Origin of the sequence: Pandoraea sp. NPDC090278 (genome assembly GCF_044772185.1) — a bacterium.
In the GTDB taxonomy this organism is placed as follows: Bacteria; Pseudomonadota; Gammaproteobacteria; order Burkholderiales; family Burkholderiaceae; genus Pandoraea.
This window is the reverse complement of the sequence record NZ_JBIVYJ010000002.1, coordinates 739,585-752,925: the sequence shown is the minus strand read 5'-3', so window position 1 is coordinate 752,925 and position 13,341 is coordinate 739,585. Positions and strand designations below refer to the sequence as shown.

General features: G+C 63.3%; 14 protein-coding genes and 1 tRNA gene. 11 read left to right on the top strand and 4 right to left on the bottom strand.

Annotation, left to right across the window (positions count from 1 at the left end; translation table 11 throughout):
- The first annotated feature begins 57 nt into the window (after positions 1–57).
- The 3 genes from ACIQWO_RS11735 to ACIQWO_RS11725 all read left to right on the top strand — a co-directional run bounded on the left by ACIQWO_RS11735 (position 58) and on the right by ACIQWO_RS11725 (position 1,495).
- On the top strand, positions 58–858 hold the full coding sequence (locus ACIQWO_RS11735; RefSeq protein ID WP_402823538.1) for an NYN domain-containing protein: 801 nt from the start codon (positions 58–60) through the stop codon (positions 856–858).
- Positions 859–951: 93 nt separating this feature from the next.
- Positions 952–1,028 (top strand) — tRNA-Val (locus ACIQWO_RS11730).
- Between the two features lie 230 nt (positions 1,029–1,258).
- Complete coding sequence (locus ACIQWO_RS11725) at positions 1,259–1,495, top strand: hypothetical protein (protein WP_402823535.1); 237 nt, start codon at positions 1,259–1,261, stop codon at positions 1,493–1,495.
- Between the two features lie 136 nt (positions 1,496–1,631).
- Here the strand turns inward: ACIQWO_RS11725 and ACIQWO_RS11720 are convergent, their stop codons facing one another.
- Positions 1,632–2,531, bottom strand: coding sequence for a LysR family transcriptional regulator (locus tag ACIQWO_RS11720; protein ID WP_402823951.1), 900 nt, complete (start codon positions 2,529–2,531; stop codon positions 1,632–1,634).
- Between the two features lie 144 nt (positions 2,532–2,675).
- Between ACIQWO_RS11720 and ACIQWO_RS11715 the strand changes: the two genes are divergently transcribed.
- The 8 genes from ACIQWO_RS11715 to ACIQWO_RS11680 all read left to right on the top strand — a co-directional run bounded on the left by ACIQWO_RS11715 (position 2,676) and on the right by ACIQWO_RS11680 (position 11,229).
- On the top strand, positions 2,676–3,362 hold the full coding sequence (locus tag ACIQWO_RS11715) for a glutathione S-transferase family protein (protein ID WP_402823532.1): 687 nt from the start codon (positions 2,676–2,678) through the stop codon (positions 3,360–3,362).
- An 81-nt stretch (positions 3,363–3,443) separates the two neighbouring features.
- On the top strand, positions 3,444–4,421 hold the full coding sequence (locus tag ACIQWO_RS11710; protein WP_402823529.1) for a pyridoxamine 5'-phosphate oxidase family protein: 978 nt from the start codon (positions 3,444–3,446) through the stop codon (positions 4,419–4,421).
- Between the two features lie 121 nt (positions 4,422–4,542).
- Positions 4,543–4,713, top strand: a complete 171-nt coding sequence (locus ACIQWO_RS11705) for a hypothetical protein (protein ID WP_402823526.1) — start codon at positions 4,543–4,545, stop codon at positions 4,711–4,713.
- A gap of 180 nt (positions 4,714–4,893) precedes the next feature.
- On the top strand, positions 4,894–5,742 hold the full coding sequence (locus ACIQWO_RS11700) for a DMT family transporter (protein ID WP_402823523.1): 849 nt from the start codon (positions 4,894–4,896) through the stop codon (positions 5,740–5,742).
- Positions 5,743–5,857: 115 nt separating this feature from the next.
- A complete protein-coding gene (locus ACIQWO_RS11695) occupies positions 5,858–6,754 on the top strand; it encodes a LysR substrate-binding domain-containing protein (RefSeq protein WP_402823520.1) in 897 nt (298 codons plus the stop codon).
- Positions 6,755–6,929: 175 nt separating this feature from the next.
- Positions 6,930–8,264: an argininosuccinate synthase gene (gene argG / locus ACIQWO_RS11690; protein WP_150575224.1), complete on the top strand. Its 1,335-nt coding sequence runs from the start codon at positions 6,930–6,932 to the stop codon at positions 8,262–8,264.
- A 242-nt stretch (positions 8,265–8,506) separates the two neighbouring features.
- Positions 8,507–9,916, top strand: a complete 1,410-nt coding sequence (locus tag ACIQWO_RS11685) for an HdeD family acid-resistance protein (protein WP_402823516.1) — start codon at positions 8,507–8,509, stop codon at positions 9,914–9,916.
- Between the two features lie 140 nt (positions 9,917–10,056).
- Complete coding sequence (locus tag ACIQWO_RS11680) at positions 10,057–11,229, top strand: alpha/beta fold hydrolase (protein WP_402823513.1); 1,173 nt, start codon at positions 10,057–10,059, stop codon at positions 11,227–11,229.
- A 266-nt stretch (positions 11,230–11,495) separates the two neighbouring features.
- On the opposite strand, the gene ACIQWO_RS11675 is transcribed toward ACIQWO_RS11680, so the two are convergent.
- The 3 genes from ACIQWO_RS11675 to ACIQWO_RS11665 form a co-directional block, all read right to left on the bottom strand.
- Positions 11,496–11,666 carry a DUF6726 family protein gene (locus tag ACIQWO_RS11675; protein WP_370855714.1) on the bottom strand — a complete coding sequence of 57 codons (171 nt, stop codon included), beginning with the start codon at positions 11,664–11,666 and terminating at the stop codon, positions 11,496–11,498.
- Positions 11,667–11,955: 289 nt separating this feature from the next.
- Positions 11,956–12,237, bottom strand: a complete 282-nt coding sequence (locus ACIQWO_RS11670; RefSeq protein ID WP_402823510.1) for a DUF1653 domain-containing protein — start codon at positions 12,235–12,237, stop codon at positions 11,956–11,958.
- 117 nt (positions 12,238–12,354) lie between these two features.
- Positions 12,355–13,146, bottom strand: a complete 792-nt coding sequence (locus ACIQWO_RS11665; RefSeq protein WP_402823507.1) for a hypothetical protein — start codon at positions 13,144–13,146, stop codon at positions 12,355–12,357.
- Between the last annotated feature and the right edge of the window lie 195 nt (positions 13,147–13,341).

Genomic DNA, 13,341 nt, shown 5'->3' with positions numbered 1-13,341 from the left:
AAAGCGTCCGACCGATCCGAAAGATCCGACACATCTTTGCGTCCAAGGAACCCCGCCATGACCGTGACAACACCGGTGGCCGCTCAAGGCCCCACGCTCGTCGTGCTCATCGACGCCGATAACGCCGCACCCGCCATCGTCGAAGGTCTGCTCACCGAAGTCGCCAAGTACGGCGTCGCCAGCGTGAAGCGGATCTACGGCGATTGGACCAAACCGAATCTCGACGGCTGGAAGAAGTGCCTGCTCGAGTACTCGATCCAGCCCATCCAGCAATTCCGTTACACGGTCGGCAAGAACGCCACCGACAGCGCCATGATCATCGACGCGATGGATCTGCTCTACACCGGGCGCTTCGACGGCTTCTGCCTCGTCTCCAGCGATAGCGACTTCACGCGGCTCGCATCGCGCATTCGCGAGCAGGGCCTGATCGTGTACGGCTTCGGTGAGCGCAAAACACCGCAGCCCTTCGTCACCGCGTGCGACAAGTTCATCTACACCGAATTGCTGCGCCAGGACGATGAGCCGGACGACGACGAAGCGCCCACGCCGCGCAAGCGTCGCAGCGCCGCCGAACTCAAACGCGACGCACGGCTTGTTCGGCTGTTGCGCAACGCCGTGACCGGCGTGTCGGACGAAGACGGCTGGGCCAGCCTCGGCGCGATGGGCAGTCACATCGCGAAGCAAGCGCCCGACTTCGACGCACGTAACTATGGCTTCGGCAAACTGAGCGATCTGGTCGCGACCATCGGGCTGTTCGACGTGGAGCAACGCTCGGGCAGCGGCGGCAACAAGGGCATCTGGGTGCGCATCAAGCCGAAGCGGGGCGCTTCGGGGGCCGCCACCAAGCGAGGAGAATGAGCACGCGACGGTGCATCCACGCGCGTTTCGTTAAGATTTTTTCGCAAAACGCTTGCCAGCTTCAGAAATACCCCATATACTCGCGGTCTTTCTAGGCTCGTAGCTCAGTTGGTTAGAGCACCACCTTGACATGGTGGGGGTCGTTGGTTCGAATCCAATCGAGCCTACCAACGATTAAATGCAAAAGGCGTCACGCGAATTTCGTGTGACGCCTTTTGTGTTTTCTGCGCCCGATTTTTTCGTCGACGCCGCCTCGTCCATCGGCGTTACAAAACGACACATCCCCAACACACTCGTTGCACCTGCTACGCGAGGCCATCGCTAGACTGGCTTCAACGGTTTCAACAACGTGGCCAACGCCACTACCGAATCAACAAAAGCAGGACTCATGGAGGACACCATGAAACGCATTCTGATCATCGCTGCCCTTGGCGCTGCTGCCACCGTCGCTTCCACCGCCGCCTCGGCGCGCGTGGACGTCGGCCTCTATCTCGGCATGCCCGCACCGGTCGTTGTGGCGCCGCAGCCGGTCGTGTACTACGGTCGCGACCGCTATGACGACTGGCGCGAGCGCCGCTGGGAAGAACGTCGTCACGATCGCGGCTGGCACCGTGGCTGGCGCGAAGACCGTGACTGATCGTCGCCTGAACTGACAAAAGAACGAAGCGGCCCGCCGGTTGGCGTCGGCGGGCTTTTTTAGCGGGAAGCGGCTCCGTCGCTTTCCGCGTTCTTTTATCTGACGTCCGCTCGTCGACCGGTTCGACGCGACTTCTTCAACGCCACCGCGTCGCCACGTCAGGCAACTCCCGCTTCATCCACTCCACAAACGCACGCGTGCGCGACGGCAACAGGCGCGCATGCGGATAGACGATATTCACCGGTCGCGCCGGTCCTTCGTAATCCTTCAATACGCGCACGAGCCGCCCCTCGTCCATCGCCTGCGCTACCTGATACGACAGAAAGCAACCGTAGCCCATGCCGTCGGCACAGGCCTCGACGGCCGTCATGCCGTGACTGATTTCAAGGTTGCCGTCGACGGGCACGACGAACTCCCTCCCCCCTTCCCAGAAACGCCATTGGCCGTAACCGCCGCCATGCGAGAGGATGCAGTTCTTGCCCAGCAGATCGCGCGGATGCGTCACCTCGCCCTGCTCCGCGATGCACGCGGGACTCGCGACCACCACGCGGCGAATCGCCCCGATGCCCTGCGCGACAAGCGTGGAGTCGTCGAGCGGCGAAATCCGGATGCCGACGTCGATGCCCTCCTCCCACAGATTCACCACACGGTCGTTGAGCAGGAGCCTGCATTTGACGTTCGGGTACGCGCGCAGGAACCGGCACATCGCCGGGGCGACGTGCATCTGCCCGAACAGCACCGGTGCGGTGACGACCAGCGTGCCGCTAGGCGCTTCGTGACGCGCCGCCAGCCGCGCCTCGGCCTCGTGTAGCTCGCTGAGGATCTGACGGCAGGTGTCGAGGTAGGTGCGCCCCTCTTCGGTGAGGGCGATGCGGCGCGTCGTACGATTGAGCAACCGTACTTCCAGGGAAGTTTCCAGCGCCGCCAGCGTCCGCACCACGGCGGGCAGCGACGAATCGAGCGCGCGTGCCGCCGCACTCAGGCTGCCCTGATCGACGATGGCCACGAACGTCTGCATTGCGCGAAGTTTGTCCATGCGGCGCATGATTACTCCGATTTATGGAGTAGTCAAATCAGGCTCACGCCATTTATCCGAAAATCGACCGGATGGACAATTCACGTATTGCGTGACGGTTCCGACTCCGGGGCTGCCGCATCCAGTCACCCACGGAGATGCCCGATGACCCGCCCCACCGACATTCACGCCTACGTTCCCGCCCGCCCTGCGCGTCCGATCAGGCTCTACCGTTTCGCGCTCTCTGGCCACTGCCATCGCATCGAGCTGATGCTCAATCTGCTCGACTTGCCGTACGAAGCCATCGACGTCGATCTGGCGACCGGCGAGAACAAGCAGCCTGCGTACCTCGCCATCAACCCGTTCGGTCAGGTGCCCGCCATCGACGACGACGGCGTGATCCTCTCCGATTCGAACGCGATCCTCGTCTACCTCGCGACCCGCTACGACGCGCAACAAGCCTGGCTGCCGCACGACGCCGTGGCCGCCGCCCACGTGCAACGCTGGCTGTCGGTCGCCGCTGGCGATCTCGCGTTCGGCGCAGCGGCGGCGCGTGTGGCTGTCGTGTTCAATCGTGGCGTCGATACGACCGCGATGGTCGAACGTGGCGTGTTGCTGCTCACGCGTCTCGAAGCGCATCTCACCGCACCGAACGCCACGCCGTTCGTCACGGCCGCCACGCCGACGATTGCCGACGTCGCGCTGTACTCGTACCTGGCGCATGCGCCCGAAGGCAACGTGTCGCTGCAACCGTACCCGGCCGTGCGCGCGTGGCTTGCGCGCATCGAAGCGCTGCCGCGTTTCGTAGCGATGCCGTCGACGGCGTGTGGTCTGAACGCTGTTGCCGCATGAAGGTTGAATGAAGGCCGCTCGGGTCACCGGTGCATCGTGTGATGCGTTGGCCGAGCGCCGCCCGAACCGAAGGAGAGCATCATGAACGCCCCCGCCCCGTCACCGCTTCAACTGGAATCGCTCTTTCACGCGGGCGAAATGTACGTGCAGACGCTTGCGGGCTCCCGTGAGCAGATGGCGGAGGTGGGGTCGCGCGTGATTCGTCTCGCGATGCCCGATCAGCACCGTCAGTTCTTCGAGCAGTTGCCGTTTCTCGTCATGGGCGGGCTGGATGCCGAGGATCAGCCGTGGGCCACGCTGCTGAGCGGCACGCCCGGCTTCGCGCAATCACCCGATCCAACGCTGCTGCGCGTGAACGCCTTTCCGCCGCCGACCGATCCGCTCTACGGCGCGGTGACGGTGGGCGCGCCGATCGGCTTGCTGGGGATCGAGCCTTCGACGCGGCGTCGCAATCGCGTCAACGGTCCCATCGGCGAAGTCGATGCGCAGGGATTCACCCTGCAAGTCGCCCAGAGTTTCGGCAATTGCCCGCAGTACATCCGCAAGCGCGAAGCGACGTCGCAAGCACACGACGTACCGCCCGTGGCCGAACCGTCACAAACCTCACTCGACGACGACGCTCAGTGGCAAATTGCGAGCGCCGACACGTTCTTCGTCGCTACGCATTACGCAGGAGATGGCGCGACGGCGCGCAGTGCAGGCACCGACGTCTCGCATCGCGGCGGCAAACCGGGGTTCGTACGCGTGGAAGACGCCAACACGCTGGTGTGGCCCGACTTTCGCGGCAATTCGTTCTACAACACGCTCGGCAATCTGCACGCCAACCCGCGCGCCGGGCTGGTGTTCGTCGACTTCGCGTCGGGTGACTTCCTGCATGTCGCGGGCGACGCAGAAGTCCTTTGGCACGACGAAACGCAAAGCGGCTTCGAAGGGGCGCTGCGACTGGTGCGTCTGCACGTGCGCGAAGTCCGACGCGTACGAGGTGCGCTACCGGCCGCCTGGCGCGACGGCGAGGCATCGCCCAGCGTCGAGCGTACGGGTGCCTGGCCGACCGTCTGACGTACGTGACGTTGAGCGCTTGCCCGCTCCAATGCCTCCGTGTAAAGTGTGTTCACGCTCGTCGAGTGACGGGCGTGATTCGACACTCGAATCAACACCCATTCGATCCCTGCATCGATCCATGACTGCTTACGCATCCGTCCACCTCGCCGTAGCATCGATTTCGCCGCCGCAACGCGGTGTCGGTGCTCGACTGCGCGGACGTTTTGCAGCCGTCGCACCTCCCCCGCCGTCCGGCGTGGCACCGCCCGTCGTGGTGGTCGCCGACGTGGTCGTAGCCTTCGTGGCCTGACGCCACGCACGGCTCGCTGGGTGTCCATCACCCGGCTCAACACCTTTTCATTCGAATTTCAGCGGGTTCCAGTGGTCTGCGCGCGTTGCGCCAGCCGAGATGACTTTGCGTCGATGTCTCGATGACGTCGCGACGCAAACATCGCACGACACACGGGACACGCTGCTCAGGGGAAGATCGATGCAACTCGATGGTCTTGCATTGCGCCGACATGGCGCGACGCTCTTGTTTGTTCTGTTGTGGAGCGGCGGCGCACTGGCCGCCAAATGGGGGCTGGCGCACGCGTCGGCGTTTGCGTTTCTCGTCATTCGGTTGGGGGTCGCGTTCGCGGCGCTCACGCTGATCGCGCTGACACGTCGCCAATGGTGGCCCGCAGCGGGTACCGGCTGGCAGGTGGCGGGCACTGGCGTGCTACTCATCGGTGGCTATCAGGCGTCGTATCTGCTGGCGCTCGCCAGCGGCATCACCCCGGGGGCGCTGGCGACAGTGCTCGGCGTCCAGCCGATCCTTACACTCGTGGCACTGGAGCGTCGTCATAGTGCGCGACGTTTGCTGGGGCTGGCGGTCGCGCTGGTCGGGCTGGCACTCGTCGTCGCACAAAGTCTGATGTCGGCACGGCTATCGGCGGCGGGGTCCATATGGGCGCTCACCGCGCTCGCCTGTATGACGCTCGGCACGCTCGCGCAAAAGGGGTCACGACAAACGCCCCTCGACGTGCTGCCGCTGCAATACGCAGTCGGACTGGCGCTGGCCTTGCTTGTCGCCCCGACGCAGCCGTGGCACTTCGACGGCACCTTAGGCTTCTGGCTGCCGCTGCTCTACATGGGCCTCGTGATTTCGGTCGGCGCGACGCTGCTGCTCTACCGAATGATCGCGTCCGGCAATCTGGTGACGGTGACGAGCCTGTTCTATCTGGTGCCCGTGGTGACCGCGCTGCTCGACTGGGGCATCTTCGGGCATCGGCCGACGGCGCTGGCCGTCGCGGGCACTGCGGCGATTCTGATGGGCTTGCGTCTGGCGCTCAGGTAGCTTCAGTCGCAAACGCCGTCGGCATCTCGGCTAAGATTGTCTTTCTCAGGGTGACAATGCGCATTGAAGTACGCTCGTTGTCACCCGTGATTTATTGAAGACGGAAACATTGCCGATGGACCTGCTCGACGACATGCGCATCTTCGTCAGCGCCGTGGACGCCATGAGTTTTACCGGCGCGGCGGCGAAACTCGGACTGTCGAAGCAGTTCGTGAGTCGCCGCATCTCTTCGCTGGAGCAATCGCTCGGGGTACGTCTGCTGCTGCGTACGACCCGGCGCCTGGCCGTGACCGACCTCGGCCGGGTCTATTACGAGCGCGCCCGACGCATCCTTGAAGACGTGGAAGCTGCGAATCTGGCCGTGAGCAGTCAGGGTGAGCGTCCGCGCGGCAACTTGCGGGTGTCCGCCCCGATGTCGTTCGGGACGATGTTCCTCAACTCGGCGATTCCGTCGTTTCTCACGACGTATCCCGACGTCACCATCGAACTCGAACTGAACGACCGCACGGTGGACATCATCGGCGAAGGCTACGACGTGGCGGTGCGCATCGGCGCGCTGGCCGACTCGTCGCTGATCGCCCGCACCGTTGCGCCCATGCGCATGGTCACGTGCGTCAGTCCGCGCTATCTCGAAACCCACGGTGCGCCGCAGACACCCGAAGATCTGAGCAATCACACGTTGCTGCCCTACGGTCACAGCCAGCGCGTGAGCTGGCATTACTCGCGCGACGGGCAGCCGCTCGAGATTCCGGTGTCCGGACGGCTTCGCGTGAACAACGGCGAGCTGGCGCGCGATGCTGCGGTCGCCGGGCTGGGCGTGACTTGGCTGCCGGTGTTTATCGTCGCCCCCGCCTTACTGGGCGGCCGTCTCGTGACGGTACTCGACGACTTCGAGCCACCACCGTCGTCGATTTATGTCGTCTACCCGCAGCATCGGCAGGCATCGCTCGTGATCCGGGCGTTTTCGGACTTTCTGGCGGCTGCGTGCGGCGTCGCGGGCACGCAGTGGTGAACGACGAGGGATGACAGCGTGGGAATGTCATCCCGGCGTGCGGGAATCCGGCCGTAGTCACGGACAAATGCTGGAGAAAACATGATCGAATCGCGCCCAAAAGGCCATCAGACTTGACCATCCATAGCCCGGACGGGGATACTTGACAGGTTAAAAACCCAGCTTTTTCACGCCGATGACCACGATTCTGCAACACATCCCCACGGGACAACGGGTCGGCATCGCCTTTTCGGGCGGTCTCGACACCAGCGCTGCGCTGCTTTGGATGCGCCAAAAGGGCGCGATTCCCTACGCTTACACGGCCAATCTGGGTCAGCCGGACGAACCCGACTACGAAGAAATCCCGCGCCGCGCGATGGGTTACGGCGCCGAGAACGCCCGCCTGGTCGACTGCCGTGCGCAACTCGTGGCCGAAGGCATCGCCGCCCTGCAATCGGGCGCGTTCCACATCTCGACGGCCGGTGTCACGTACTTCAACACCACGCCGATCGGCCGCGCCGTCACGGGCACGATGCTCGTGGCTGCCATGAAGGAAGATGGCGTCAATATCTGGGGTGATGGCAGCACGTACAAGGGCAATGACATCGAGCGCTTCTATCGCTACGGTCTCTTGACCAACCCGGGCCTGCAAATCTACAAGCCGTGGCTGGACCAGACGTTCATCGACGAACTCGGTGGCCGCAAGGAAATGTCGGAATTCCTGATCGCCAACGGCTTCGATTACAAGATGTCGGTCGAGAAGGCCTATTCGACGGACTCGAACATGCTTGGCGCGACGCACGAAGCCAAGGATCTGGAACACCTGAACTCGGGCATCAAGATCGTTCAGCCGATCATGGGCGTGCCGTTCTGGCGCGACGATTGCGCGATCAAGGCCGAAGAAGTCACCGTGCGCTTCGAAGAAGGTCAGCCGGTGGCACTCAACGGCAAGACGTTTGCCAACGCCGTCGAACTGTTCGAAGAAGCCAACCGCATCGGCGGCCGTCACGGCCTGGGCATGAGCGACCAGATCGAGAACCGCATCATCGAAGCCAAGAGCCGCGGCATCTACGAAGCTCCGGGCCTCGCGCTGCTGTTCATCGCTTACGAGCGCCTCGTGACCGGCATCCATAACGAAGACACCATCGAGCAGTACCGCGAGAACGGTCGCCGTCTGGGCCGTCTGCTGTATCAGGGCCGCTGGTTCGACCCGCAAGCGATCATGCTGCGCGAGACGGCCCAACGCTGGGTGGCCCGCGCCGTGACCGGCGAAGTGACCATCGAACTGCGTCGCGGCAACGACTACTCGCTGCTGAACACGACGTCGCCGAACCTGACGTACAAGCCCGAGCGCCTGACGATGGAAAAGGGCGACTCGGTCTTCACGCCGCTCGACCGTATCGGTCAGCTCACGATGCGTACGCTCGACATCGTCGACACGCGCGAGAAGCTGATGACGTACGCCAAGGCCGGTCTGCTGACGTCGACCAGTGACGACGCACTGCCGCAGCTCGAAGGCAAGAAGGACTAAGCGGTCATCCGGCGCATCGCTCGCGAGAGCGGTGCGCCACGTGTTACCTGCTGCAACAGGCGGCGCGCCCCGAAAGGAGCGCGCCGCCTTTGTTTTTGGCCTGTCACGTTTGACGCGATAAGATACGAACCAAAATGCGAACAAAAATAGGCCGCATCCCAAATTAATCGAAACCCTCCCCGCAATCGGGGTGCGCGTCGGCCCCGGACACCGGGACGCGCGCATGCGTCGGAGACCCTGCGTTGGTACGTCTGATTCTGTTATTGCTTGGCGTGAATTATTTGCGTCGCCGGGCCCGGGCGCTGATCTGGATCGGCGCGATCTTCTTCGCCTTCGGCATGGCGTTGATCGTCGACGCGCTCGACGGTGTCGTGCACTTCCCACTCAAGGTCTTCGCGTGGCTGCTGCTACTCGAAGGGCTGGCGACGCTTGCCATCGCCACCATCGGCGTGGGCGGTCAGCGTCTCGTGCGGGGGCTGAAGGGGGGCACCTTTACCGTTGCGGCACTGCTGGTCCTGCTGTTCGATCAACACAACGGCAACTTCTGGTTGTCGATGCTCTTCGGCACGCTGTTCCTCGCCGATGGTCTGCTGCAATGCGTGGCCGCGTACGTGGTGCGCTACCCGCGCTGGGCGTGGGCCATTGCTGGGGGTACGCTGGAAATCGTCGTCGCGATCTTCTTCTATCAACCCTACCCGACGCACTACAAGGGCACGCTGCCGTACGCCATCGGACTCGGACTCGTCTTTACCGGGTGGAATGTGCTCGTGCTGGCCATGCGGGCGCGTCGCATGCGCGGCGATTTCCGCGTCGAACAGATTCTCGGCAGCCCGGAAGACAAGCGCCGCCTGTGGAGCGAGCGTCCCCGTGCGCCGCGCTGGGACGGCCCGCCCGCCGACTCCGAGCCAGCACTCACGGTGCACGTGTGGACGCCTTCGGGATCGTCCAAGGCACCGGCACGCCGTCATCCGGTGATCGATCGCTACATTGCGGCTGTCGACAAGAACGGCGTGATTTCGACGGGACACGCCGCGCTGGAGAGTCACGAAGGCGTGTACGTGAGTCTCTACCCCGCCAAGGAAATCGACCGATCGCCGGACCAATTCGGACAGTTGCTGCGCGCAACGCGCGAAAACGACGTGCCCGGCACCTTCCAGCCGAACTACGCCACGGAGTCGAAGGCGTGGTGCCCGTCGACAGTCAAGGTGCGCATTCGCAACTACAGCCCGCAACAATTGAGCGCTTTCTGGCAGACCTATCAGCAGAACGCCACCTATAACCTCACGCACCGTAACTGCTCAAGCAGTGTGGCCAAGGCGCTCGAAGCCGCGATCGAGGGCCGTGTGGGGCAGTTGCACGACGGCGGCGACGCTGGCTGGTGGACGTTCGTTCGCCTGTGGCTCACGCCCGAACTGTGGGTGGCCGCACAACTGCGCAAGCGTGCGAAGACGATGGCCTGGACACCGGGTCTGGTGCTCGATTACGCGCGTGCGGTGAGCATGCTGGTGGATCCGCGCCCGTTCGGCTGGATTACGATGACCTCGCTGGCGTTGCGTCGCATGCGTCGCTCGCGCCGCGCATGGCGCGAGGCCGAGCAGGCCGCCTCGCAAGCGCAGAACGCAACGCACGCATCTCACGCATCGCACGGCTGACGTCGGATCGAGACTTTCCCGGGGGGACGGTGTAACGTCACCCGTATTGGCACACGCAAGAGCAGCAGGCACCCGGGCAACGCGCAAGCGCTGCCCGCCCCGAGCTTCAGACGCATTACCCAATACTAGGACAGTTCAACATGCTCAATCGCCTGTGGCGCTATGTCAGTGCCGCCCTGTTCGCCAGTCTGGTCATCGGCCGCGCCGCACACGCGATCACGCCCGAGGCCGCGCCCGTCACCATTCCACACGGCGCGATTGTCGAGCGGCAACCGCTGAAAGCCGACTTCGGACTTCCGGAAGCGGGTGAGCAATTCAGCATCCGTTACAGCTCTATCGATGGCGTCGGCGGCATCGAGGCGCGCGAAGACACCGGTGCCGTGTTCCTGCCCAAAGGACCGACACCGCCCGGCGGCTGGCCGGTCGTGGTCTGGGCACATGGCACCGTCGGCATTGCCAGCGCTTGCGCGCCGTCGCTCAACGTGCGTAGCGCACGCGACATTCAGTATCTCGGCACCTGGCTGTCGCTCGGCTTTGCCGTCGTCGCCCCCGACTACGCGGGTCTTGGCTCGCAAGGGCTGCATCACTACCTGAACGCCCGCGCCGAAGCCTATAGCGTGCTGGACAGCCTGCTCGCCGCCCGCAGCGTCTTTCCGTTGCAGAACCGTGTGATCTTCGTCGGGCAATCGCAAGGCGCCCATGCAGCGTTCGCCGCAGCGGGCTTTCAGCCGGTGTACGCCCCGGACGTGAAGGTGATCGCCACCGTTCTCACCGGCACGCCGTATTTCAACGCACAGACGTCCGCTGCCACCCTCTTTGCGGGGCAGCCCGATCCGGGCGCACCGGACCCGAAGATTCCGTACGCGATGTACATCTTCCTGTCGGCCGCCGACCGGGATCCGTCGTTGAATCCCGCGAAGTACTTCTCTCCGCAGGCGTTACCGGTGCTCAATGAGGCCCGCACGCTGTGCATCGATACTTTGACCGATCATTCGACGGCCGCCGGTCTGAACGCCGGGAACAGCATGCAACCGAGTATTCAGAAGCTGCTGGACAGCCAAACGCCGTCGCTGCGCTATCCGACGCTCAGCATCAAGCATCCGGTGTTCATCGGCATGGGAATGGAGGACATCGACGTGCCGGTCATCATGCAAAAGGCATTCGCGCGGGATGTTACCAAGGCGGGCACAAAGACCACCGTGCGCATGTATGAAGGGCTCGATCACGATGCGACGGTCAACCCGTCCCTACGCGACTCGGTACCGTTCATCCTGCAACTGATGTCGACGAAAAGGCGTGCACCCGCACAATAACTAGAGGGATGACTCGGAAGGCTACGGCGCGCGACGACAGCTTGTCGTTGACGAACAACGTCACAAGTTATTGATTTTTATGTTATTTGTTTTTCGTTGCGCCTACGCAACATGGAGGCACTTACGTAAAAGTACATATGGTGCGATGCAACACGTCGTCCTATACTGAATTCGTCTCCTCCATGTCTCCTCCTGATATGGATTAAGCCCGCAACGCGCGGGCTTTCTTTTTTTCTGCGACCGCTTTCTGCGCTCAGCCTCTGCGATCAGTCGATCGCTGCCGCGCACGCATCCGTCGGCGTCGCCAGCGCGCCCCCTACCCCCGGAATGATCTTCAGCCCCGCCGAGGCCACGCGGCAGGGTGCCGCCAACAAGCCACATCCCGCCACCGACGTCACGAACGGCAGAATCGCAAATAGCGCCCACCAACGACGCAAATTGCGCGGTGCGGGCTTCGATGCCCGCCGACCACCGAGGTCCGAATCGTCCGAACCCACCAAACGGTGAGGCTGGCGGAGGGCGGATGCATCGCTCGCCTCAATCGTGCGGGCCGTATGGGCGTGGGGGGTCGCGATGGCCTTTCGGCTCATCGTATGAAACGTCGTCATGGGGCGCGTCCTGAGAAGGGCTATGTGCCGGAAATACCGGCGGTTCGGGTGAGTTCTGTCAGTTCGAAGGTCGGGCAATCGCCATACGGTCTTTGACGGGGCGCAGCGAGCGAATACGTCACACGGGCGGCGTCGTGTGCCCGATGTACGTGAAACGGGCCACCGGGCCGTTCTCCGTCATCACCGGTTCGTTCCAAATACGCAGCAGTCGCGTGCTCATCGGCAAGCCTTCACGCGGGTAGAGCCGTGTGTAGACGACCACCGGTTCGTCCGTCTCGTCGGCACGGGCAATGCCGAGCGCGAGATAGCAATTCCCTTTGTAGTGACGGTAGACACCGGGGCGAAACGCCTCGATTTCGGGCGTCGATTCCGCCGACGCCGCTGGCACATTCGAAAACATCGTTCTCTTCTCCCGCATTCCTGCATTCCTGCATACGACTGCCACGCGCAGCCGCGCATGAGACTCCCTGCGCGAGCGTCGAGTTCCGACGCCTCAGGGCCTCAGCGCTTCAGCAACTCAGCGCGGCACCACGATTCCCACCGACTTCGCCAATGGCGCGGGCGAAATACCCGAGGCACCACGAAACGGTTCATCCAGATTCACGATGAGTGCGATCACCATTCCGATCGCGCCCATGTGAATCGCAATGATGAGATTGCTCTTCCACGTCCCCGGATAACGGCCGTTCATCGCCATCGCCGCGAGCATGAATAACGAGATGACCCACCAGAACACGCCCGGCACTGTCTTCGTCGCGTTTTCAAACCGCCCCTGTCTCGCCTCTTCGAGACGATCCAGCAACGTACGTATCGAACTCGCGCTGTCTTCGTGCCGCGCAATGACGCGCCGCGTGGCACCGACGAACGCCGTCAGCGCAGATTCGGTGTCCGGTGAGAGATCGGGATCGGCGGTACTCAGCGTTTTCCATTCGTCCGTGACGGCGGAGGTCACATAGCCGCGCAGCAGCACACGTGCCGACTGCGCGTCGGCGTCGCCCACTGCTTTCAACTCACGATCGAGGCGTCGCACCACCGACGCTTCGTGCAACGCCTGATCGTCGGCATGACCAAGATTGGCCCGCACATCGGTCAGCACATGAGCGAGCACGAAGACGATGAATGCCAGCAGGCTTCCGTGGACCACGTCGGCCACCGTGCCGCGCACCTCCGTCGGGTCTGCGAGACGGTCGAACAGGACGACGCGCGCGAGCCAGGCCACGCCAACGGCAACCACCGCCGTAACGAGCGCCATGCCGACGAGTAATGGCCCCATCGGTAGCAACGTCATCTGATCCACCATCCATTGCATCCCTGTCTCCCGCCATCTGCATTGTCGCGACGACAAACCCACGACAATCCCGTGGCAACCCATTTCTTCGGTATTCCGGGCAGCGTGAGCGCAATGCTCCGCCGCCGATGCGGCGACTATACCTGATGCACGGAAGACGGCAACTTTAGAAAATTTCCGCGCCTGACAGCGGAAACGTGACGAAAGATTTCACGA